Genomic DNA, 22,844 nt, shown 5'->3' on the forward strand with positions numbered 1-22,844 from the left:
GAGGATTGAACAATGAAAAGAAAAGACGAATTCGAAAAGCGGCGGTCGCATCTGGCCAGCCTCAGTAACGATGAACTGCAAGCGCGGTTTTGGGAACTGACCGACATGGTTGTGGATCCTTTGCTTGAGCTTGGCCGTAAGAACACCACGCCATCAATCGAGCGTTCCGTCCTTCTTCGCATGGGCTTTTCCTCAATTGAGGCACTCGCGATCGTTGAGGGTGTATTGGACCGTGGCCTGATGGGTAAAGGTGCGGGCCACGTCGTCTTCAAATTGGCCAAATCCGAAGGGATGGGAATCCGCGATGCCGGGTTGGAACTGGCAAACGGTAAGCTATGGGATCGTGCAATAGGTCTGTTTTCAAAGGTGAAGTCATGACCGTGTTAAATCCGAACGAAAAGCTCGACATCGAATCCATTCTGACTGATCTGGAGAACTATCGTCCAAAACGCCGTGGCTGGACTTGGCGTGAGGCCTCCGGTGCGATACAGGCCGGCCCGTTTACTTTCCGCGATTGTTCCACGCCGCTTAAGAACAGTGTTGCGCTACCCTCTGCTAAGTATTTCAACGGCATAGACCCACAGTCGAAAAACTCGATCACGACCGAGATTGCCTCGGGGCGCTTTGAAGATGATATCCGAAGGATGCGCATGGCCGCCTGGCACGGCGCTGATCACATCATGGTTATCCGCACGGCGGGCCAGTCGCACTATGACGGTCTAATTGAAGGTACGCCACAAGGGATTGGCGGGGTACCGATCACACGTAAACAGGTGCGTGCGCACCGTAAGGCGCTGGACTTGATCGAAGAAGAGGTTGGACGCCCGATCAACTATCATTCCTATGTGAGTGGTGTAGCGGGGCCGGAGATCGCCGTCATGTTCGCTGAGGAGGGCGTCAATGGCGCGCACCAAGACCCCCAGTACAACGTGCTCTATCGCGGCATCAACATGGTTCGCAGTTTTGTTGATGCATGCGAGGCAAAGACTGTTATGGCCTGGTCCGGGATGGCTCAAATCGACGGGGCGCACAATGCGAATGCAACCGCGCGCGAAGCCTGGAAAGTCACGCCTGAGCTTATGGTTCAACATGCGATCAACACCCGCATGTCAGAACGCGTCGGGATCGCGCCGCAAAATATCTGCCTGTCCACCGTTCCGCCAACTGCGCCGCCCGCGCCCAGCATGTATCTGGACCTGCCATACGCCGTAGCGTTGCGAGACCTGTTCGACAAGTACCGGATGCGTGCGCAGATGAACACCAAGTACATGGAGGCCTCCACTCGCGAGGCCACTGTGACCCACACGCTCAATTTGTTGATCTCGCAACTGACACGAGTGGACATCCAATCGACGATTACGCCGGACGAGGGCCGCAACGTCCCGTGGCATATTTATAATGTTGAGGCATGCGACACTGCAAAACAGGCCTTTGTCGGAATGGATGGGCTGATGGACCTCGTCGCGCTTAAGGACGATGGCGTCTTGCGGAATAAGGCGCGTGAGATTAAGGAACGCGCGATCCTATTCATGGAAGAAATGCTCGAAATCGGCGGGTACTTCGAGGCCGTTCAAGAAGGGTATTTCGTTGATTCCGGTTATTTCCCTGGTCAGAATGGTGATGGGATCTCACGCGAAATACAAGGTGGTATTGCTGCAGGCACTGTCTTTGAACGCGACGAGGACTATTTTGCTCCTGTCACAGCTCATTTCGGCCACAACAACGTGACACAATACGATCCTGAGGCAACCGACAACCCGGCTAGCTTGATTAATGGTTCGACATTCGAAAAACCCGAGAAGACCATCTATGTCGATGAACTGGACGAAACTGACAATGTGTCTGTACGGCTCGCAGAATCCGCGCCTTACCGCATGTCTTCAAGCATCAAACCAGAGTCTGAGTGGGCGGGTGACGGAGTAATTTTGCTCACGCTGTTTTTTCCCGTCGATGCGCGCACGGCTGCTGCTGCTGCGATCGAGATGGCAACAAGGATGGGGCTGGAAGAACCCGAAGTCATTAATCGGGAAGTGATGCACCCAGCCGAGGGGACGCGGATCGAGCTGAAGGGCAAGGTTCCGTTTGCCATTGACGCGGAGACGCTAAGTATCCCGCCCGAGCCCGAAATCATTTCAGACGACGAGCTGCGAAGCGCTATTGATAAGTGTCCAATGCGCATCGTGGCCGGGACGGTTGGCGAAGATGAGCACTCTGTCGGCCTGCGAGAGATCATCGACATCAAGCATGGCGGAATAGAGAAATATGGGATCGAATGCCACTATCTCGGAACGTCTGTCCCGCTTGAAAAACTGATTGATGCAGCGATTGAATTGGATGCCGATGCGATCCTCGCGTCGACCATCATCAGCCATGACGACATCCACTATTCCAACATGCGAAAACTGCATGATCTGGCCACCGAAAAAGGCGTCCGCGACAAGCTGGCGATCCTGGCTGGCGGCACTCAGGTGACACCAAAGATCGCGGAGGAAATGGGCGTCGACGCCGGGTTTGGCAGGGGCACGAACGGTGCGCATGTCGCGACCTTTCTTGTTCAGAACCGGCGGCAAAAGTCCGAGCCCGAATATCGACGAAACTGAGGGGTTGGCATGATGTGGATTGACAGCCTTGTTGCGGAAATCGGCAGTACGACGACCACAGTCAGCGCGTTTGGCGGTATCGGAACGTCGAACCCAAGCTTTTTGGGCCAGGGGCAGGCGCCGACCAGCGTTGTCGAGGGAGATGTTCGCATCGGACTAGAAGCGGCCAAAGGCGATTTGGCGCGTTGTCTTGGTGTCGAAAAAGTGAGCGCCGGTGAGATGTTGGCCACTTCGTCCGCTGCGGGAGGTTTGGGTATGAGCGTGCATGGTTTGGTGCACGACATGACTGCGCGCGCGGCAAAGGAAGCTGCGCTAGGGGCAGGCGCCATTCTGCGGACATTGACCACCGGTCGAATGCGGCGTGGTGACATCAAGCGCCTGCTTGAGTGCCGACCAAATATCATTCTGTTGGCTGGTGGAGTGGACTACGGTGAGCGAGATACGGCGCTCAACAACGCTGAGCGAATTGCCGATCTGGATCTGAAAGTACCGCTAATCTACGCTGGAAATGTTCAAAACCAAGACGACATCCGGCTAATCTTCGAGAATACCAGATTCGATCTGCATGTTACAGAAAACGTTTACCCGAAGATTGACCAACTGAATGTTGAACCCGCCCGTCGCATCATCCAAAATGCGTTTGAAGATCACATTGTGCACGCACCAGGTATGGAGCATGTCCGAGAAATGGTCGATGGGCCGATAATGCCGACGCCTGGAGCCGTTCTCGAGGCAGCAAGATTCCTCTACCAAGAATTTGGCGATCTTGTCGTACTTGATGTTGGGGGTGCCACGACCGATGTTCACTCGGTTACTGAAGGCAGTGAAGAGATCAGTCGCATTTCTATCAGCCCTGAGCCATTGGCAAAGCGGACTGTCGAAGGTGATCTTGGAGTATTCGTAAACAAAGACAATGTTGTAGAACTGGCGGGTCGTGAGGCAATCGAAAAAAAGCTTGAGGTTGATTCAGTATCGCTTGAGCAACTGATGGCAAATCATCCGCCAATTCCACGCAACGCGTCTGAGCTAAGGTTTACGGAAGAGCTTGCACGGGTGTGCGTCCTCAACGCTGTGGAACGTCATGCAGGCGCAATTCGTAGCGTCTATGGCCTGTCCGGCAAGAAGGACATTGCCGAAGGAAAGGATCTCACGGAGGTGAAGTACATCGTGGGCACAGGCGGGGCTTTGACCCGGCTCCCGAGCCGTGTGGATTTGTTAGCTGAAGTGACTAAGCACAATAGGCACGGTACTTGGTTGTTGCCGCGAGAGGAAACGCGGGTCCTGATCGACAATCATTATACTTTAGCGGCGGTTGGTGTTTTGGGGCAACGCCATCCTGAGGCGGCATTGGCTCTGGCAAAGCAGAGTCTGGCTATGACGGGATGCCGCTCCTGTTTGCCCCGAAGTTAACTTGACAACGATACGTTTCGAGGCGTGGAATCCCCCCGACCCACGCCTCCCTTCAATTCAATCGGTACTGTCGAATGTTCAATTGGAGCAACCATAGTCGGCATTACAGGATCAAGCCTATCCTCTGATCTGAACAAACATCCGAAAGCCTTATGCCGTCTTTCAAAGTGCTGGGTGAGACCATCTCGTCTATGCCTTATGCCGGCAGCACCTCCACGTATGTTTTAATGCAGTCTGTGTAAGACAACGAAATCTGAACGGATTACAAGTGTTTGGATATAGAGACAGAGGATTCAATCACTGCTACCGCTTTCAGCGTTAGCACTTTTCTCCAGCCAACTGAGCAGCGCGATGACCGCCGAGTTTGAAGATGAGTCTTTTGGCACAGAGGCAGTGTACCAGACACATCTGGCAACGCGTTTGTCCAGCGGGACGAGCGTTCCCATTTGCAGTTCACGCTGGCAAATGATGTTGTCGGCAAGTATTACACCTTCTCCGTCGATTGCGGCGTCAATTGCCATGGAAAGGTCAGAATAGACTTTTCCGGTCTGCCAACCATCGCCTGCGGATACATGTTCAGCATACCAGAGCTGCCAAATCTGCCGACCATTGTCATGGACTAAGGGCATGTGGTCGAAATCTAGCTTATTATCCTTACTAAGCAGTTTCTTTTTCAGGTCGGGAGCGCAGGCCGGAAAGCAATCCAGTGGAAAAAGCTTGCGATGCATAGCCCCGGACTTTGGTCTTCTTGTGTCAAAATGCACAAGCATATCGGCCTGACCTTCTCCGAATTGGGGAGCTGTCCATGCCGACTTAACATCTATCTCTACGTTCGGAAACTCTGCGCAAAACTCATTAGTCTGACGTCTGAGCCAACGTGAGGCAATTGCAGGCTCAGCAAGAATGGTAAGTGCTCCCCTTTGGTTCAATTTTAAGACACTATAACAGGCGTCTCGCAAGGTCTGGAACGCGTTCGACAGGTGTGGGGTTAGTGTCCTCGCTTCTTCAGTCAATTCAATCCTGTTTCCATGCCTTATGAAAAGTTGCGTACCAAGCCAGCCTTCAAGTGTTTTAACATGTTGGCTGATTACGCTGTGGCTGACGTGAAGCTCCTCTGCAGCCTTGGCAAAACTGGAATGGCGCGCAGCGGCTTCAAAAGCCCTGAGAGCGTTTAGATGTCTTAAGGGTACGTCCATGGTTTGAGTATAGGTAAAACCTTCGCTGAGGCCCAGTTAAAACTGATTTCTGTGTCGGCTTGTAAAATTTACACTTGCTGTATCACCGAACTTCGGACTCAGCGAACTGGAGAATTCGAAGGCTTGTGACACTAACAGGAGCAAGAGAATGCCATTCAAATCGACCGCAAAGACAATAAATCGCCGTACATTGCTCAAGACTTCTGCCGGAGCTGGGTTTGCTGCTGCATCCGGTCTGCTCGGGTCGCCTGCTATTGCTCAAAACCGTTCCATCTCGGTCGGTGCGTATGGTGGCTATTTTGAGGATAGCCTTAAGGAACATGTCTATCCAAAATTCACCGAAGCAACCGGGATTATCGTCAATAGCGTAACCCAGCCAGACTCGACGAGCTGGCTACAAACCATGAATCAAGCCCTTAAGGCGGGCAATGTTCCGGCGGATCTGTCGATGCACACGCCTCTGAACCTGCTCAAGGGAGAGCGTCTCGGCGGTATATTCGCACCGATCAACACCGGCAATGTCTCGGGCGTTGATATGGTGTCAGAGGATTTCATTCACGCTTCTGATGCGGGTGTGCTGGGCGTTGGCGTTTTCAGCTACTATTCTTCAATGGTCGTGAATTCCGACGAGGTCGACCCGGTTCCTGCAAGCTGGGCCGAGTTCTGGGATACCGGCCGGTTCGAGGCCAGCCTGGGCCTGCCCAAGAACGTGAACTTCAAATTCCTCGATGTGGTCGCCGCGACGTTCTTTGGCGGTGTTGACGCACTGCGCAGCCATGACGGAATTGTCGCTACGGTCGAAAAAGCTTCGGAACTGCATCCGAATGTGGCTTTGTGGTTCTCGGCGGAAAGCCAGATGGAACAGGCACTCAAGAATTTTGATGTCGTCGGTGGCATGTATTTCCATGACGTCGCCGGTCTTATGGCTTCCGACGGGCACCCTATCGCCTCAGTTTTCCCTAAAGAGGGATGTCCAATCGATTTCAACTCTTGGACGCTTTCGGTAGGTTCCGGAAAAGCAGCTGAGGCTGAAGAGTTTATTGCGTTTACCTCGCAGCCAGATATTCAGTCGCTGATGGCGCGAAAGATCGGTACGGCGCCGGTGATCGATCCAGCCAAAACAGATCTTACACAAGAAGAGTTGTCTGCTGTCGCGGGTACTCCTGCGATCAAGTCACCGTATGAGGTTTATCTGGATGATGAAACCTTTATCACCGAAACCTGGGACCGCATGGTCGCCAAAGGCTGATCAGAGTTTTCTACACATGTCCGACCTCATCCTGAAGAACATCCGCAAGGCCTATGGCCATGTGACGGCTGTTGAAAATGCAAACCTGACCTTTGAGTCGGGTAAGTTGACGGCGCTGTTGGGGCCGTCGGGTTGCGGCAAGACCACCTTGCTTCGGATGATTGCCGGACTGGAGATGCCCACCAGTGGCGATATCATTCTTGGAGGCGAGAACATCGCCTCCAAAAGCGCTGAGCAGCGTAAATTTGGCATGGTGTTCCAGAGCTTCGCGCTGTTTCCGCACCTGAACGTTGCGCGGAACGTGTCCTACTCGCTTCGGATTGCTGGGGTCGATGCGACAACCCGGCGTGCCAAGGCGCAGGAGTTGCTGGAACTCGTGCAACTGGGCGACAAGGGCCAGCGAAAGATCGGTCAGCTTTCCGGCGGCCAGCGCCAGCGGGTAGCCATCGCACGCGCCCTGGCGCAGGAGCCCGAGGTCTTCCTGCTTGACGAGCCGATGTCCGCCTTGGATGCGCAGTTGCGTGGCGATTTGCAGATGCAATTGCGCCTGTTGCAGCAAAAGCTCGGCATAACGACGATCGTTGTCACGCATGATCAACGCGAAGCCATGACCATGGCAGATCAGATCGTTGTCATGTCGCATGGCCGGATCGAACAGATCGGCACACCGCAGGAAATCTATCACAAGCCTGCCAACAGCTTTGTGGCGAACTTTATCGGAAACGCGAACCTTCTGGATGGGATAGCGACGGCGACTGGCATTCGTGTCGGTGGAACAGAAATCGCGGTCAGCGACCGGGGCAGTTTCGCGGCCGGGCAGGCCGTGACCCTGTTTTGCCGCCCCGAGGCGGTCGCTTTGCACGACACGGAGATTCCCAATTCGGTACCCGGCACCGTTACATTTGTACGCGATGAAGGACCTGCGCGTGAGATCCATCTGGACACGCCAGCGGGTCACATGACGGCCGAGATACCGGGGTCGTTCGAGGCGACCGTCAAAATTGGTGACCGTTTTCACGCGGAGTTGCCTGATGGCTTGTTGCACCTGCTGCCTGAACGCTCCCACGACGATGAAGAGGCCGCCTGATGTCAAAGGCCGCAGCTTTGCCCACGCGTCTGGCCAAAGTGGCCTATATCGGCGCAGTGCTGGCGATGTGTATCACGCCGTTTCTGCTGGTGTTTGCCATTTCTTTTGGCGAGAAGATTGAAGGCGCCGCCTGGGTCTGGGGTTTTCAATTCGACAATTATAAACGCTTCTTTGTGGGGGCGGATTACCCAAACTCCATCTCTTTTCTGTATCTGAAGTTTCTTTGGTACTCGCTTTACTACGCCATGATCGCATCGATCCTGGCGGTGGCGACCTGTTTTCCATTTGTTTGGCTGATGACTCGTCTGTCGCGTCGGGCGCAAACGGTTTGGCTGGTGTTCTTTCTGGCCAGCCTGACCTTGTCCGAAGTGTTCGTCGTGATGGGCTGGGACATTCTGCTGTCCAACCGCTCGGGCCTGCCCGCCTTGTTCAAGGAAACCGGTCTGACCGATTTGCTGAAAGAGACCGGTTGGTTCGACGTTCTACGGAGCTGGGGGTTGGCAAGCCCGCGCAACGTACGCTTCAAACCGACGGAGTTCGCAACTATCTTGACTATGACTTATCTGGTCTGGCCATATGCGGTCATCCTGCTCTATCCGCCACTGTCCAAGATCAACAACGAGATCATCGAAGCCGCTCGCACCATGGGCGCAGGGCCCGTCACAGTGGTGCGTACGGTGGTCCTGCCCATGGTGCGAACGCCGATCGTCGGAACCGTTCTGCTGCTCTTTGTGTTCCTGCTTGGTGCCTATGTGACCATTGCTGTATTTGCGGCTCCAGAAAAACACACGCTGTCGATTTCAGTCTATGAGGCGGTGCGCGGAGCGACGCTGAATGCACCCTTTGGCTCGGCTCAGGCGATCATCCTGCTGATTGCGGCGGCAGTGGTGCTGGTCTTCAGCCGCATGGCCCTTGAGCGGGGAGAGAAGTGATGGGCATGCTGCTGTCCCGCGTTTTTATGGGCCTGATGGCCGTTTGGATCATTGTCCCGATTCTGGTGGTCTGCGCAGCTGCCCTGAACGGGGGGCGGACCATGTTCTTCCCGCCCGAGGATCCCACATTTGCTCGCTTCGTCGAGTTCTTCGTGACAGAAGAAGTCTGGATCAGATCACTGCGTAATTCGATGATTATCGCTCTGGGCAGCGCAGCGCTAGCCGTGATTGCGGCTTGGCCGATTGCCTATTGGCTTTGGCGCAAAGCAGACGGTGTGTCGAAGGTGCTGGCCGGGCTGGCGTCGATGCCCTTTGCTTTGCCGCCCATCGTTTTTGGGGTCGGGCTTGTCTTTTTCTGGGGGTTCTCCGGTTCGCTCGGAAACATCTGGTCGGGCATCATCAGCCACGCGGCGCTGTTTATGGCGTTGCCGCTGACCACGCTTTCCATTGGTCTGCAAAGCCTTGACCGGTCGCATCTGGATGCGGCGGCAACGATGGGAGCGTCTGAGGCCACCGCCTTTCGCACGATCATTCTCCCACAGATGCTGCCATTCACCGCCTCGGGTTTTTTCTTTGCTGTGGTGCTTAGTTTCAACGAATTCATCGTCGTCTTCTTTGTCTCAGCCTCGGCCTATTCGACGGTGACGGTACAGATCTTCAACTCGCTTCGAAACGGGTTCACGCCGACCATGGCCGTAGGCGCCATCACGTTCATTACTACCTCGATCATCATCTTCTCTTTGATCGCAAGGTTCGGAAACCTTCCGCAGCTTCTTGGCGCGGACAAATCCAAGTAAGGAGAAATACATTGGCTAATCCAAATAGAAAAGAACGCGCGCTGATTGAAGGAAACCCGGTACTGGTCGTGATCGACATCCAGGCGGGTGCCTTTATCGATCAAAGCGCCACGGGCCGCAACATCGACCACATGCCCGGCTATGCGGATCGCATGATGCAGGCGCGTACAGCAATCGACAAAGCGCGCGAATGCGGCATTCCGGTAGTTTTCATTCAGGAGATTCACCGATCGGACCAGGTAGATTTCGGTCGCGAACTGGATGGTGACGAAGATGTGCATTGCCTCGACAGCAATCCAAACACCGAGCTTGCGAAAGAGCAGATGGGCTTTATCGACGGTGATTATGTGATTCAGAAACGGCGCTATTCGGCTTTCTACGGAACCGATTTCGAGATCCTGCTGAAAGGGCTGAAAGCCGATACTTTGCTTTTGACCGGTGGCCTGACAGACGTTTGCGTTCACTATACTTTTGTGGACGGCCATCAGGGCGACTATTTCTGCCGTGTGATCGAGGATTGTGTCGCAGCATCAAGTCAAAAAGCGCATGACGCAGCGCTTGCAGCGATGGAGTATCTGCAAACCGGCGCGGTCCGCAGTCTGGACGAGACGCTGGCTGCGATGGAGGCAGTCAAGTCCTAACCTAGATTTGTAGTGTTATCCCAACGTACTGCGCCCCGGGCCAGCGATCCGGGGCGCAGTTATCTAAAGCTTAAGCATTACTTTTTGGCGGCTACCACAATAATCTCGACCGCAAACTCGGGCACGGCAAGCTTGGCCTCGCCACAGGCGCGGGCCGGTGCGTTACCCCCGGGTACCCAGGCATCCCAAACTGCATTCATTTCATCAAAGTCCTTCATATCCGCCAGCCAGATCGTGGCCTGAAGGATGTGATCCCTGTCTGATCCCGCTTCGATGAGCAGCTTGTCCACCTCGGTCAAGCAGGTGCGCGTCTGTTCGGCGACGCTGGCGCCCAACTCGCCAACCTGGCCAGCCAGATAGATCGTATCGCCGTGAATGACGATTTGACTCATCCGGTCTCCGACATGTTTGCGTGTGATGTTCGACATGGTTTTTCCTTTTTCCGTGTCTGTTTAAGAAAGCTTGTTAGCGCCCGTTCACTTTGATGAGGAGAGCACAAGGCTTGCGGCTGCCAAGTCTTCAAGTGCGAGACCGACCGATTTGAAGACCGTATAGCCGAAGGCATCGCGCCGCCCCCTGTGTTCGCCACGACACAGCTCGGTCAGATCTGCGACGATATCGGTGCTACTCAATACTCCGTCTGTGATCGGTTGGTACAGATCGCCGGCCTTGATCGCTCCGGTTCGGGTGTCGACGAAAATATCAGCCTGCGCCATGGCCGCATCGTCGCATTCCCGCATGTCCTCGCGAAATGCGCCGATGAGGTCCAGATGCGTGCCGGGTGTGAGCCAGGAGCCATGAACGACCGGTCGGGTCGAGGCGGTTACCGTGGTAATGACATCTGACTTCGCGCACGCCGCCTCAAGGTCTTGCACAGCGATTGCAGGCAGTCCGTCCGCTTGCATTTCCGAGGCAAGCGCCGCCGCCTTTTCTTCGCTTCGGCCCCAAACCAGAACCTTGTCGTAGGAGCGGACCGCTGCATGTGCGCTGGCCACTTCGATGCTCAGTTGCCCGGTGCCCACAACCAGCAAGGTCCGCGCATCGGTGCGCGCGAGGTAAGAGGCCGCAAGCGCAGAGGCGGCCGCCGTGCGCCGGGCGGTGAGCGCATCGCCATCCATAACAGCTGTCAGGCGTCCCGTTTGGCCGTCAAAGGCCATGTAGCCGGCATTGATCGTCGGCTGTCCGATTGCGGCATTTTGGGGAAAGAAGGTCACGACCTTAACGCCGATCGCTTCTCCCGGCATCCACGCTGGCATGATCAGGACAGAGGACGTGGAACCATCGGGCTGTTCGATGTTTAGCACCTGTCTGTCGGGGGCCGAAACGGCCCCGTCTTTGAACCAGGTTCTTAGCTGCTCAATCAAGTCGGGCCATGCCAGGCGCTGCTTGATCGCGTCGTGCAGGATGAGTTCAGTCATTTCTATGTCCTTGGATGTGGGCGGCCATCAGCGTTGAATGCGTGCCGAGCGTTCGCGTTCGATCCGACCCACATATGCATCCAGAAACAGACAAATCACCAGATAGATCAGGCCGATAAACAGATAGAGTTCGCGGTAGAACCCTTGCCAGTTGCCGTCGAAAAGGCTGGATCTTGCCGCGCCCAGAAGATCGAACAACCCAATGATGATCAACAGCGACGTCGCCTTAACGAATGCAATGGCGATGTTGACGATCGGTTGCATCGAATTGGCGATCACCTGAGGGAGGATGATAAGGCGCTGACGTTTCCAATAACCAAAGCCAAGGGCTTCACTGGCTTCGGTTTGCCCCTTTGGCAAGGCCTGCAAGGCACCACGCAGTGCCTCGGCGAAATAGGCTGATGTCAGCAGGGTCAGGCCAAACGCGGCGCGTGTGAGTTTGTCGATCATCATGCCCTGAGGCATCAGCAGCGGGATGATCGCAAAGGTCATGAAAACCAGAGTGATTGCCGGTATCCCGCGAACGATCTCGACGAATATCTTGCAGGGGACATTGATCGCAGTATTTTTTGACACGCTGCCGAGCATGAGCAGAACGCCGAGCGGGAACGCGCCTGCGAGGCCGCCTATTGTGACGACAAGCGTTATCGGCAGACCGCCCCAGCGATCGTTGTCTACAAGCGTTAACCCCAGGAACCCGCCCCGCATCAGAAGGATGCCGATGAAAAACGCGGTGATCCAACTGATGAGCACACGGCCAAGAGTGCGGCGCGTAAAAAAGCCGTAGATGGCTATGGCGACGACCAGCGCCATGAACAAGGCTGGTCGCCATAGTTCGTCCACAGGGTAGGCGCCAAACAGGATTAGGTTCCATTTGGCGCCGATAAAGGCCCAGCATGCGCCGCCATTGGTGCGGCAATCCTCTGCCGTTCCGACCAGTGTTGCATCGGTGATCAGCCAGCGCACGACAGCGGGGCCAGCGCTTACGAGAATGAGAAGTAATGTAAGTGTTATGATCGTGCTGAGCGTGTTGCCGAAATAGGCCGATCTGAGGCGCTGAAAAAAACCCTCGCGCGGTGCGGTACTTGGGGGGGCGGACGCCGTTACACTACCACTCATACCGCGCCTCCAGCACGTGAGAGAGTTTCGTGATCACATAATTGAGTGTGACATAGAACAGCATGTAGATCGCAATAAGCTCTATCGCCTGACCGGTCTGGTTCATTGCAGTGTTGCCGGCAGACACAAGTTCCGGATATCCCACAGCCACCCCCAGCGAGCTGTTTTTTACGAGGTTGAGTAATTCGCTCACAACCGCCGGCATCGCAACACGCGTGGCTTGCGGAAGTACAACAAGGCGCAATCCCTGGCCTTGACTGAGACCGAGGGCTTGCGCTGCTTCCATCTGGCCAGTGGAGATGGATTCGACAGCACCTCTGAGAACCTCGGCAATATAGGTTCCGGTATAGACTGACAGCCCGATCAGGATCGTCAGGAACTCAGGCGAGATCGTCGCGCCGCCATTGATGGAAAACCGGCCCGCCGCGGGGTATTCGAAGGCGATTACACCTGCTCTGGTGAGCAAGATCATCAAACTGGCGCATCCTAAAGTCGAAAGAAGAAATATCCATGATCCGCTCTTGCCGGCTTGCCGACGTTGGTTGGAAAGCCAGAACGCGGCGAGCAGAACGGCCACCACAATTGCGATCACTGCCCATGCGGTTCCGTCCGGCGCAGGGAAGTTAATGCCCCGGTTGCTGATATAGAGATGTGGCAGGGGGCTATAGGTTTCCCTTGGCGCAGGCATGCTGACCGTAAATATGCCGAACCAGAAGAAAAGCTGTAGGAGGACGGGTGTATTTCGCACCACCCGGACATAAAGCTTGGCGATGCGCTCTGCGGTGCGATGGCCCGACAACATCGCGACCGCGGCGACAAATCCCAGAAACAAGGAAAAGAAGATCGCGGCAACAGCCACTTTTAGCGTGTTGCTGAATCCCGCCAACAAGGCTCGCCCGTAGCTGTCATCGCCATCATAGGGGATCAGACTTTCGCCAAGATTATAGCCCGCACGATCCCACAGGAACCCAAAACCGGTCGCTATGCCCTGGGAGTCGAGCCGCTGTTTTACGTATTGGGCGACAAAATAGACGCACGCGGCCATTCCCAGCAACAAAATGAACTGGAAAATGCGTTGACCGTGAGCCTGTCTGAAAGTCGGGCGATGCATTCTGCGAACCTGCGAAAAAGCCCCGCCGAACGTGCCGGCGGGGAATTGAATCTAGAACAGTGGCGAATACATCAGGCCGCCATCGCGCCATAACGCGTTCTGCCCACGTTCCAGACCCAGGGGAGAATCCTGCCCAACGTTCCGCTCGAAGATTTCGCTGTAGTTTCCTAAGGACGAGATGACATTGGCGACCCAATCGTCATCCAGACCAAGCGGTTCTCCTACGCCGGGCGTGACACCAAGAAATTTCTGAATGTCGGCATTGTTCTCATTTTTCATGTCCTCAACATTATCCGCCGTAATATCGAGCTCTTCGGCGGTCAGAGTGGCGTAGACAACCCACTTAACGACATCCATGAAATCCTTGTCGTCGCCGCGCACAACCGGGCCAAGCGGGGATTTTGCCATGATGTCCTCAAGCACGACGTACTGGCTTGGATCATCGGATGTCAGGCGAACAACGGCCAACTGCGAAAGGTCGCTGGTAATCACGTCGCAGCGATTTGCGAAGAACGCCGAGAAGAATTCCGTGCCGCTCTCAATCACAACCGGTTTGAAGGTGATGCCGAGATCGGTGAAAAAGTTGCGTACGACATATTCGCTGGTCGTACCCTGCTGAATGCAGACGCTGGCGCCATCCAGCTCTTTTGCGTCTGTAACGCCCAAATCGGCGCGTATCATTAGCCCCTGACCGTCGTAGAAATTGAACATTGGAAAGTTCAGCCCCAGCCCGGCGTCGCGGGTCAGTGTCATGGTGCTGTTTTGCGCCAGGACATCAATCTCTCCGTTTTGCAGTGCGGTGAACCTTGCCTGAGCGGATAGTGGTACGAATTTCACCGAGGGTTCACCGAGAATGGCTATTGCAAACGCACGGCAGAAATCCGGATCCAGCCCCTGCCATGCGCCGTTTTCGTCCGGCGCGCCGAAGCCGACCAGACCTGGATGAACGCCACATGTCAGTTCTCCGCGGTCTTTGATGGTCGAGATCAGATCGGCTTGTGCCATGGTTGCCAGGCCTGCCGCACATATCGAGGCCATAGCAAGTGTTGTCTTCAACGGGGTCATCACAGGGTTCTCCCAGGTTGTTGGTTGTTATAATCGTATACTATTTCCTAAAACTAAGCTGACTGAGACCACATATGTCAACTTCTTTGTTTTGATTGCTGTACGAAACACTTTCGTATACGATACAAAGGACAGGCAAAATACCGTCTTGAAACTTATTTCGATAGCAAGTCTGATGGGCGCAAACGTGTACGGAACCAATTCGAATCAGGAACGATACAGGACCAAAGAGCAGGATAGCGATGTTCTAAGATATATTGCCGCTCGCGTGTCTTCAGAAAATGCCACGGCACCCCAATTTGTCGTTCAGGTCCTGCGAGAGGCCATCATTTCCGGCGCGCTCGAAAGCGGTCAATCCATTCGTCAGGATCAGATTGCAAAGGAGCTGAACACCAGCAAGATCCCCGTCCGTGAAGCGCTGCGCGAGCTCGAGGGTCAGGGATTGGCTAGCTTCACACCAAACAAGGGCTTTGTGGTCAGCAAAACCTCGCTTGAAGAAATGAGCGAAAGTTTCAAGTTGAGGCTCATGCTCGAAGTCTTTGCCGTGCGCGAATCCTTACCTGTTGCGACGGGCGCGCAACTCTATGAAGTAGAGAAAATCATTGATGAATATGAGCTGGTCAAAGACCCGATGCTGACCAGCTATTGGAATCTGAAACTGCATCTCGCGCTCTATGAACCTGCTGGCATGCCCCACTTGTGTCGTATGATCACCAGAGCCCATACCGTGTCACAGCGCTATACCCATTTGTATATGAAGTTGCGCGGCGAAGAAAATGAAACACAAGACGAACACCGTGCAATTCTTGCGGCCTACCGGGCACGGGACTTGGACCTCGCCGCTGATTTGATGACCGATCATATTTCAGTTGCTTGTGATCGGTATACCCAATTTCTGGCGGCCCACTTGAGTAGCGGCGCCTGACCTCTGGAATTTCACATTATGCCGGTGCTTCGCGCGACGTTTTCGCGAAGCTTTCGGGTGTTGTTTGAAGTCGTCGCTTGTCACGCTGCAATGCCGATTGTGTCTTGTATTGGCAAAAACCATGCTTACGAAAAACCGACGCTGAGCCGTAGATAAACCTACGTACCCTAGAATAGTATACGATATAGCATGATGCCGCCGATCGAATGAATGATTGATCCGGTTTTCGCATATCAAACGCCGTAGCTTCATCTTGAGGAACACCGGCGTCATATAGGCAGGGGGAGGACCCATGAAGTTCCGTACAAAAAACACACCCGATTTCGAAAACATGTCGCTATCAGACCGCGAGAGACTCCTGGGCATGGTCGGCCAGGGAGCGACCCGACGGGATGTCATGCGCTGGATGATGGCGCTTGGAGCGACGGCAGCGGCGTCAGGAACGGCATTCGGATCCGCGACGGCGGCCTGGGCGGCCACGCCAAAGAGGGGCGGCAGGCTGACTATTGCGGATGACCAGCACGGTCCGGCGGATACGCTTGATCCGGCCCTGTTCGCCTCGTCGAACGACTACTTCCGGGGGCGGATGTTCTATGGGTCCCTGACAAGGTTGACACCGAACCTCAGTTACGAGCCCGAACTTGCCGAAGAGGTGCTTTCCAACGACGACGCCACGGAATGGACGTTCAAGATTCGGAAAGGTGTCGAGTTCCACGACGGCAAAGCCCTTACCGCCGATGACGTGATCTTTTCGATGAACCGGCATCTGGGGCCGGACACGATCTCGAAAGCCGGCTCGCTGGTGGACATGGTTTCCGAATGGGTCAAGGTCAACGACCACGAGGTTAAGGCGGTGCTGAATTCACCGAACGCCGACTTGCCGATTGCCCTTGGTACGTTCCACTTCAAGATTGTGCAGGACGGCGCCACGGATTTCTCTATGCCAATGGGCACCGGCCCTTACAAGGTCAAAGAATTCCGGCCGGGTGTCCGGACCATTGGCGTGCGGAATGAAAACTACTGGACCGACGGCGCCTATCTGGACGAGATCGAACATTTCGGTATAGGTGATCCGGTGGCCCGCCTGAACGCCTTCCTGAACGGCGATGTCGACCTGATGGCCAATTTGCAGCCGCGTGCTATTGAAATGGTTAACGCCGCCGAGGGCAAGGAAGTCTGGTCTGTGAAATCTGGCGCTTATGTCAATCTGGCCTGTCGGATGGACCACAGCGATTCCAACAATATCGACATGATCCTGGCGATGAAGCATCTCATGGATCGTGAGCGTCTGGTGAAAGGTGTGTTCAAGGGCGAAGGCTCATTGGGCAACGACCAGCCCATCGGCGCGGCCTATTTCGATCATTGCCCCGATCTGCCGCAGCGCGAGATGGACCCGGAAAAGGCAGCCTATCACTTCAAGAAATCGGGTATCGGCGGCACGACAATTCCGATTATCGCGTCCGAGATCGGACCGGGCTGTGTCGAGCAATGCCTGTTCCTGCAGCGCGAAGCCAAAAAGATTGGAATGAACATCGATGTTCAGAAGGTTACGACAGACGGATGGTTCAGCACGGTCTGGATGAAAGCTCCGATCAGCGCCCAAAGCTGGAATATGCGGCCGACGGCCAACATCATGCTGTCGCTGGCCTTCAAGTCCGACGCGGCGTGGAACGAAACCTTCCATCAGGATCCCGAATTCGACAAGATCCTGGTCGAGGTGCGCGGTGTGCAGGACCCGAACCTGCGCAAAGAGATGTATTGCACCCTTCAAGAAAAGATCCACAACGAAAACGGCTGCGTGCTGCCGGCGCACCGCAATTACGTCGACGCAAATGCGAGCTACGTAAGAGGGCTTTCCCACGTTCCGATCAACAATTTCGGCGGCTCCGAATGTGCCCCGACATTGTGGCGTGACGATGTCTGATGTCTCTGCCCCGGCGTATGCTGCGCCGGGGCAGAGACGGCCGAATGAACTAGGCGGGGAACACAATGCAGGCTTTAATCGCAAAGAGGTTGTTCATTGGTCTTGTGACAATGTTGGCGGTCTCGATAATCATCTTCCTGGGGACAAAGATCCTGCCCGGAGACGCGGCGCAAATTCGGCTGGGTCAGTCCGCCAGTGCCGAGAATCTGGCCAACCTGCGTGAAAAGCTTGGGCTGGATCGGCCCTATTACCAACAATACCTCACATGGCTCGGCAATTTCTTGAGCGGCGATCTGGGTAATTCCCTGTCGGGTGATGCTCCGATTTCCGGTCTGATTGCGGATCGTTACAAAAACACTCTGATTGTCAGCGCGCTGACCGCGCTGATCGGTGTTCCTATATCGCTGGCGCTTGGCATTGCCGCAGCGATGTACCCGGACAGCTACCTGGATCGCAGCGTTTCTATGCTGTCCGTGGTTCTGGTGGCCGCGCCGGAGTTTTTCACCGCGACACTGCTTGTCATGTTCTTTGTTCTGTTTCTTGGGCTGGGCAGCACGATCGTGTCCGGCAGTACTGAGGGGATGGGCCTGTTTGCCCTGATCGGACATTTTGCCCTGCCCATTGCCACACTGTGCTTTGTCATCGCATCGCAAATGATCCGGATGTCCCGGGCTGCCTTGCTGAATGTCATGGCCTCGCCATACATCGAGATGGCCATCCTGAAAGGGCTACCGCGTCGACGCATCATTCTGCGCCATGCTCTGCTCAACGCGATCGGGCCGATTGTGAATGTGGTCGCGCTGAATCTCGCGTATCTGGTCACCGGTGTGATCGTGGTCGAAGTGTATTTCTCCTATCAGGGCCTGGCGACGCTGATCGTTCAGGGCGTGCAGACGCGCGACTACGTGATGGTGCAGAGCCTGGGTATGATATTTTGCGCCGTCTACGTGGTCATCATGTTGATTGCCGATATCGCCGCCATAATGTCCAACCCCCGACTGAGGCATCCGAGATGACCAATCCCGCGTATCAAGACGACGAACACTACGTCGCCCCATTCTCAGAAGACACACAGTTCGGAGAGCTGAAGGATTCCGCACCGGCGGCAAAGTATAGGCCATCGGTCACCGGATGGTTCGGAATACTTGTTGTAGGCTTCTGGATTCTGATCGCCGTTTTGGGCCCTTTTGTCGCCCCCTATGGCGAGAACGATCTGCCGTTTCCCGATGCCTATAGCGAGTTTCAGGTCCCTCAGCCCGGAGCCTGGTTGGGTACAGATGTCGAAGATCGCGATGTCCTGTCGCGGCTTCTATTTGGCGCGGGCCGGACACTCGGCATTTCAATTACGGCCACGGTCATGGCATATTTCTTGGGTGTTGTCCTGGGGATCGGTGCAGTTGTTGCGGGGCCCAGAGTGGATTTGATCCTAAGTCGGATCAACGACGCCTTTCTCAGCCTGCCGACAATCATGTTGGGGCTTGTTGTGGTGGCCGCGGTCGGATCTTCGATACCGGTTCTGATCCTGACGGCGGGCTTCATCTATACCACAATCGTTTTCCGGCTGGCGCGCTCCATCGGTATGGAGATCGTCGTGATGGACTATGTCGAAGCTGCAAGGGCGCGCGGTGAAGGGTTGTGGTGGATTGTAACCCGAGAGGTCTGGCCAAATGCGGCCTTGCCGCTTGTGTCGGATTTCGGGCTGCGACTGATCGTGGTGATCCTGTTCATTTCTAGCCTGAGTTTCCTCGGGCTTGGCGTTCAGCCCCCGCAAGCGGACTGGGGTTCGATGGTGCGCGAGAATTTGGGAGCTTTGCAGTATGGCGCAAGCGTTGTTCCGGTTGTTGCACCGGCGCTGGCCATTGCTTCGCTTACGGTCGGGATCAACCTGATCGTCGACGATGTATCCGCCGGGGCAGGCGGCAAGCTGGCGAAACGGATGTAAGATATGACAGATGTTGTTTATGAAGCAGAAGGCCTGCGGATCTCGGCCACCAGAAAAGACGGCAGCGAATTGCCAATTGTCAAAGGCGTGGATTTTCGGGTACGTCGCGGTCAGGTTGTGGCTTTGATCGGAGAATCCGGATCGGGCAAAACCACGATTTCGCTATCCGCACTGGGATATTGCAAACCGGGGCTGACGATTTCCGGTGGTCAGGCCAGGCTGCTTGGTCAGGACGTGACGCAGATGTCAACCGAAGCGCTACGGCCCTTGCGTGGCGAAAAAGTCGCTTATCTGGCACAAAGCGCTGCGGCAACGTTCAACCCGTCTCTGAGGATTAACGAACAGGTGACCGAAGCCCCGGTTGTTCATGGCACAAAAACGCAGGCTCAGGCAGATCAGCGGGCGCTGGAACTTTATCGGGCGCTGGATTTGCCCAACCCCGAGAATATTGGAAGTCGCTATCCCCATCAGGTGTCGGGGGGACAATTGCAGCGCCTGATGGCGGCGATGGCCTTATGCGGCGACCCAGACTTGTTGGTGCTGGATGAACCAACCACTGCGCTGGATGTGACGACGCAGATCGAAGTGCTCAAGGCTTTCAAGAAAGTCATCAAGGACGAGGGCACGGCGGCGATCTACGTGACGCATGATCTGGCGGTTGTGGCGCAGATCGCTGACTACATCGTGGTGCTCTACAATGGAAAGATCCAGGAAAAGGGGCCGGTGGATGTTATTGTCAACAACCCACAGCATCCCTATACCAAAAAACTCATGGCGGCGGTGCGTCCCAAACCTACAGCCGTCGAAGGTGACAGGACAGAAACGGTGCGTGATGAGTCACCTAGGGTTGCGGCAGAACATGTGACAGCGGGCTATGGAAAACAAGTGGGCGGCCTGCCGCTTGTGAAGGTATTAAGCGATGTCAGCGTTGATGTCGGGCATGGCAAAACCCTGGGCATCATCGGTGAATCAGGTAGCGGCAAGTCGACGCTTGCACGCACGATTGCCGGTCTGTTGCCCGCAAGTTCCGGCGAGGTTTCGCTGAATGGGAATCTGTTGCCGCCGGACCTCAGAAAACGAAGCAAAAACGATCTTCGCCAGATTCAGTTTGTGTATCAGATGGCGGATACGGCGCTGAACCCACGGCAAAGGATCGGCGATATCCTGTCCCGGCCGTTGCAGTTTTACATGGGGCTTAGTGGCCGCGAGCGGCGCGCAAAAGTCCAGGACCTGTTGGAAATGGTGAAACTTCCGCCGGAATTCGCCACAAGGCTTCCGCATGAGCTGTCGGGCGGGCAGAAACAACGGGTAAATCTGGCGCGCGCGCTGGCCGCCGACCCCGAGGTTATCTTGTGCGACGAAGTGACCTCTGCGCTCGATAGTGTCGTCGGCGCGGATGTTATCGCATTGCTGCAGGACCTTCGGGACAACATTGGCGTCTCAAACGTTTTCATCAGCCATGACCTGTCGACCGTCGCATCCTTTGCCGATGAAATCGCTGTTTTGTATGCCGGGCGCGTCGTTGAGAAAGGCCCTACGGATTGTGTGCTTCAGCCGCCGTTCCACCCTTATACAAAGCTGCTGATCGACTCGATTCCGGAAATGGACACCAGCTGGTTGGACCAGAAAAAGCAGGCGCATTCAACAAGCACGAAAGATCTTGCCAAAGCATGGTATAATGCCGAGTCATGTCCGCTATGCTCACGCTATCCGGTGGTCGCGCCGGACCCAGCGAACAAGGAAGACTCGATCGTGCATCAGATATCGGACAAACATTTTATCGAGTGTTTGAGGTCTCGCAGAGTCTTTTGATCCCTCCAAACCGGGAATTGGCTTATCTTTCTGGGCGTGCTGAAAGCTGGCCGAGCTATTGCGACAAGCGTCGAAGCAGAAATCGCCCGCGTTCTTGGACAGTTAAAAAAACCGCACCCCGCAATAGTGCAAGGCGCGGCGACCAAGTCAGTTTGTTAATCTGGCTTTTAGGTCAGGCCGTACAGGCGTCCCATTGCCAGAGCGATCGGCACTGATATGACCGTTTTCAGCAAGAAGACGATCAGGAGATCGAAGAAACTCAGCGGGATGCTGGATTTCAGCAAGATCGCTCCGGTTTCGCTCATGCAGATGATTGTGATTGTACCAGTGATACAGATGACGAACTTCGTAAGCTGAGAGTCGATATTCTCTGCTGCGAGGAACGGAAGTAGAAGATCGGCAAAGCCCGTCAAAAACGCCGGTGCGGCAGTTTCAGCTTCGGGCAGGCCAATAAGGGAAAGCACAGGCGCAAGAGGCGTGGCCAACCAGTTAAACAGCGGTGTGTATTCTGTTGCAATCAAGGCAAGGGTACCGATCAGCACGATCAGCGGGAAAACCGTCATGTATAGTTCGAACGTGGTCAGTACGCCGTTCTTGAGGATTGTTCCGATTCCCGGCGCGCGTTCTGCCTTGGCATATGCGGTATCTGCGGCGATCTGAAACTTGCTCTTCGTTTCATCTACCGGCGCGTCCAAGCTTGGGTCTTTGCGGCCTTCGAAATACTCTTCAGTCTTGTTCGAAAGCGGCGGAATGCGCGCTAGGACCATCGTCGACACCACCGCGACAATGACAAGTGTCAGGAAGAGATAAAGGAAACTCGCAACATCGACACCACCGATTGTGGTCGAGTAGATGAAGACCGCAGGCAACGAAATTGTGCCAAAGCCCAGGCAAACAAGCGAGACTTCGCGTCCAGTATAGAGCCCTTTTTTGTAGTCAAGTTCAGCAGCGATGATCCCGTTGGTCCCCGAGCCGACAAAAGAGGTCAGTGATAGGACCGATGCACGCCCTGGCAGCCGGAAGAGCGTTTTGAACACTTTTTGCAGATATGCGCCAACAAATTCTACGCCGCCAAAATCCAGCAGGAAGGGCAGCATCGAGGTTGCCAGCAGAAACACGACCAGCAAAGAGGGCATCAGGTAGATGATGATGATCTCGCCGGTGTATTCGCCCCAGAGTGCCTCATGCCCGAGGTGGAAATAGGCGCAGACCGCGACCACGCCACCCGCAAGTCGGAAGATTACGGAAAGCCAGGGCGCGACGAAAATCGCTTTCAGATAATCGTTCAACTGTCCGCCGCCGGTCAATGTTGCCGCCAATGATGCGACACCGGACAGGACCATCAGGGCTACGACGACGATGGGCAAAGCGCCTTCGATCGGTGCACTGATCAGTTTTTGTAGCAGGGCGATTGGCAGGGTTAGTTCTCCATCCCAGGAGAAGGGAAGCATGAAGAAGCAAAAGCCGAACAGGGATCCGATTATCAGTTTCAGATAGATCGCTGTGCTGCGTTGCGAGGGTGCTGCGGTTTGTTCCATGTTTTGGACATCAACTCAGTTAGGTGGTCACTTCACTAGTCACGGAACCGACAGCCAAGCTGCACCCAACACCGCAAT

At 55.1% G+C, this 22,844-nt stretch carries 20 protein-coding genes; 13 read left to right on the plus strand and 7 right to left on the minus strand.

Going from position 1 to position 22,844, the window contains the following annotated elements; translation table 11 throughout:
* Positions 1 to 12: 12 nt before the first annotated feature.
* The 3 genes from Q1B46_RS16240 to Q1B46_RS16250 are packed head-to-tail and all read left to right on the plus strand — an operon-like array spanning position 13 to position 4,010.
* Positions 13 to 378 carry an ornithine aminomutase subunit alpha gene (locus Q1B46_RS16240; RefSeq protein ID WP_299949539.1) on the plus strand — a complete coding sequence of 122 codons (366 nt, stop codon included), beginning with the start codon at positions 13 to 15 and terminating at the stop codon, positions 376 to 378.
* The gene (oraE, locus tag Q1B46_RS16245) at positions 375 to 2,600 is read left to right on the plus strand and encodes a D-ornithine 4,5-aminomutase subunit OraE (protein WP_299949542.1); all 2,226 of its coding nucleotides are present in this window, start codon (positions 375 to 377) and stop codon (positions 2,598 to 2,600) included. The genes Q1B46_RS16240 and oraE overlap by 4 nt, the downstream gene beginning before the upstream one ends.
* Positions 2,601 to 2,609: 9 nt before the next feature.
* Entirely contained in the window at positions 2,610 to 4,010 is a 1,401-nt protein-coding gene (locus tag Q1B46_RS16250) for a GlmL-related ornithine degradation protein (RefSeq protein ID WP_299949544.1), read from the plus strand.
* 293 nt (positions 4,011 to 4,303) lie between these two features.
* On the opposite strand, the gene Q1B46_RS16255 is transcribed toward Q1B46_RS16250, so the two are convergent.
* A complete protein-coding gene (locus tag Q1B46_RS16255; protein ID WP_299949546.1) occupies positions 4,304 to 5,206 on the minus strand; it encodes a LysR family transcriptional regulator in 903 nt (300 codons plus the stop codon).
* Between the two features lie 148 nt (positions 5,207 to 5,354).
* Between Q1B46_RS16255 and Q1B46_RS16260 the strand changes: the two genes are divergently transcribed.
* Genes Q1B46_RS16260 through Q1B46_RS16280 form a run of 5 tightly spaced genes read left to right on the plus strand, consistent with a single transcriptional unit; the run spans position 5,355 to position 9,912 of the window.
* Complete coding sequence (locus Q1B46_RS16260) at positions 5,355 to 6,455, plus strand: extracellular solute-binding protein (protein ID WP_299949548.1); 1,101 nt, start codon at positions 5,355 to 5,357, stop codon at positions 6,453 to 6,455.
* Between the two features lie 16 nt (positions 6,456 to 6,471).
* Positions 6,472 to 7,542, plus strand: coding sequence for an ABC transporter ATP-binding protein (locus Q1B46_RS16265; RefSeq protein WP_299949550.1), 1,071 nt, complete (start codon positions 6,472 to 6,474; stop codon positions 7,540 to 7,542).
* The gene (locus Q1B46_RS16270; protein WP_299949552.1) at positions 7,542 to 8,474 is read left to right on the plus strand and encodes an ABC transporter permease subunit; all 933 of its coding nucleotides are present in this window, start codon (positions 7,542 to 7,544) and stop codon (positions 8,472 to 8,474) included. Before Q1B46_RS16265 ends, Q1B46_RS16270 begins: the two co-directional genes overlap by 1 nt.
* Complete coding sequence (locus tag Q1B46_RS16275) at positions 8,474 to 9,271, plus strand: ABC transporter permease subunit (RefSeq protein WP_299949554.1); 798 nt, start codon at positions 8,474 to 8,476, stop codon at positions 9,269 to 9,271. The genes Q1B46_RS16270 and Q1B46_RS16275 overlap by 1 nt, the downstream gene beginning before the upstream one ends.
* Positions 9,272 to 9,282: 11 nt before the next feature.
* The gene (locus Q1B46_RS16280) at positions 9,283 to 9,912 is read left to right on the plus strand and encodes a cysteine hydrolase (protein ID WP_299949556.1); all 630 of its coding nucleotides are present in this window, start codon (positions 9,283 to 9,285) and stop codon (positions 9,910 to 9,912) included.
* Between the two features lie 77 nt (positions 9,913 to 9,989).
* Here Q1B46_RS16280 and Q1B46_RS16285 read toward each other — a convergent pair whose 3' ends face one another.
* Genes Q1B46_RS16285 through Q1B46_RS16305 form a run of 5 tightly spaced genes read right to left on the minus strand, consistent with a single transcriptional unit; the run spans position 9,990 to position 14,625 of the window.
* The gene (locus Q1B46_RS16285) at positions 9,990 to 10,340 is read right to left on the minus strand and encodes a RidA family protein (protein ID WP_299949558.1); all 351 of its coding nucleotides are present in this window, start codon (positions 10,338 to 10,340) and stop codon (positions 9,990 to 9,992) included.
* 48 nt (positions 10,341 to 10,388) lie between these two features.
* A complete protein-coding gene (locus Q1B46_RS16290; protein WP_299949560.1) occupies positions 10,389 to 11,330 on the minus strand; it encodes an ornithine cyclodeaminase family protein in 942 nt (313 codons plus the stop codon).
* 27 nt (positions 11,331 to 11,357) lie between these two features.
* Positions 11,358 to 12,449 (minus strand): amino acid ABC transporter permease, encoded by a 1,092-nt coding sequence (locus Q1B46_RS16295; RefSeq protein ID WP_299949562.1) that lies wholly within the window; start codon positions 12,447 to 12,449, stop codon positions 11,358 to 11,360.
* On the minus strand, positions 12,439 to 13,560 hold the full coding sequence (locus Q1B46_RS16300; RefSeq protein ID WP_299949564.1) for an ABC transporter permease subunit: 1,122 nt from the start codon (positions 13,558 to 13,560) through the stop codon (positions 12,439 to 12,441). The genes Q1B46_RS16295 and Q1B46_RS16300 overlap by 11 nt, the downstream gene beginning before the upstream one ends.
* A gap of 51 nt (positions 13,561 to 13,611) precedes the next feature.
* Positions 13,612 to 14,625: an amino acid ABC transporter substrate-binding protein gene (locus tag Q1B46_RS16305; RefSeq protein WP_299949566.1), complete on the minus strand. Its 1,014-nt coding sequence runs from the start codon at positions 14,623 to 14,625 to the stop codon at positions 13,612 to 13,614.
* Between the two features lie 148 nt (positions 14,626 to 14,773).
* Between Q1B46_RS16305 and Q1B46_RS16310 the strand changes: the two genes are divergently transcribed.
* The 5 genes from Q1B46_RS16310 (at position 14,774) to Q1B46_RS16330 (ending at position 21,228) form a co-directional block, all read left to right on the plus strand.
* Positions 14,774 to 15,550: a GntR family transcriptional regulator gene (locus Q1B46_RS16310; protein WP_299949568.1), complete on the plus strand. Its 777-nt coding sequence runs from the start codon at positions 14,774 to 14,776 to the stop codon at positions 15,548 to 15,550.
* Positions 15,551 to 15,842: 292 nt separating this feature from the next.
* Positions 15,843 to 17,474, plus strand: coding sequence for an ABC transporter substrate-binding protein (locus tag Q1B46_RS16315; RefSeq protein WP_299949570.1), 1,632 nt, complete (start codon positions 15,843 to 15,845; stop codon positions 17,472 to 17,474).
* A gap of 65 nt (positions 17,475 to 17,539) precedes the next feature.
* Entirely contained in the window at positions 17,540 to 18,490 is a 951-nt protein-coding gene (locus Q1B46_RS16320; protein ID WP_299949572.1) for an ABC transporter permease, read from the plus strand.
* On the plus strand, positions 18,487 to 19,416 hold the full coding sequence (locus tag Q1B46_RS16325; protein WP_299949574.1) for an ABC transporter permease: 930 nt from the start codon (positions 18,487 to 18,489) through the stop codon (positions 19,414 to 19,416). Before Q1B46_RS16320 ends, Q1B46_RS16325 begins: the two co-directional genes overlap by 4 nt.
* Before the next feature lie 3 nt (positions 19,417 to 19,419).
* Positions 19,420 to 21,228: an ABC transporter ATP-binding protein gene (locus tag Q1B46_RS16330; RefSeq protein WP_299949576.1), complete on the plus strand. Its 1,809-nt coding sequence runs from the start codon at positions 19,420 to 19,422 to the stop codon at positions 21,226 to 21,228.
* 167 nt (positions 21,229 to 21,395) lie between these two features.
* Here the strand turns inward: Q1B46_RS16330 and Q1B46_RS16335 are convergent, their stop codons facing one another.
* Complete coding sequence (locus Q1B46_RS16335) at positions 21,396 to 22,766, minus strand: nucleoside recognition domain-containing protein (RefSeq protein ID WP_299949578.1); 1,371 nt, start codon at positions 22,764 to 22,766, stop codon at positions 21,396 to 21,398.
* Positions 22,767 to 22,844: the final 78 nt, after the last annotated feature.

The sequence above is a fragment of the uncultured Ruegeria sp. genome (genome assembly GCF_947500045.1).
Taxonomy (GTDB): domain Bacteria; phylum Pseudomonadota; class Alphaproteobacteria; order Rhodobacterales; family Rhodobacteraceae; genus Ruegeria.